Source organism: Faecalibacterium sp. DFI.5.82 (assembly GCF_029076575.1).
GTDB classification, from domain to species: Bacteria; Bacillota; Clostridia; order Oscillospirales; family Ruminococcaceae; genus Faecalibacterium; species Faecalibacterium duncaniae.
On sequence record NZ_JARFIS010000362.1, the window covers coordinates 1 to 320 of the forward strand.

A 320-nucleotide genomic window follows, 5' to 3' on the forward strand; every position below is an offset into this window, starting at 1 on the left:
GCACAGGCCGCCACGAATGTTTTCGAGCGTTCAACAAATATATCTGCTGTCGGAAATCCTGTTGTTGATGCTCTTTTGAATTATTACTTACGAATTGCGGAAAGGAATAACATCAAAGTCAAACTGTATGTGACGATTCCTGAAGTTCTGACGATCTCATCGTTGTCTTTGAGCATCATCATCGGAAACACATTTGACAATGCCATTGAAGCCTGCTGCGACTTGCCAGCAGACCAGCGAATCATTCATCTACAGCTGCGCAAGCAGTATCGCAGTCTCTTTTACCGGCTTGAGAATCCATACAGCGATACCGTTCGCAG

At 45.0% G+C, this 320-nt stretch carries 1 protein-coding gene; it reads left to right on the forward strand.

Going from position 1 to position 320, the window contains the following annotated elements; genetic code table 11:
* Window positions 1-320, forward strand: a 320-nt coding sequence (locus tag P0G09_RS17005) for a GHKL domain-containing protein (protein ID WP_275253258.1), incomplete at both ends; no start/stop codon positions are given.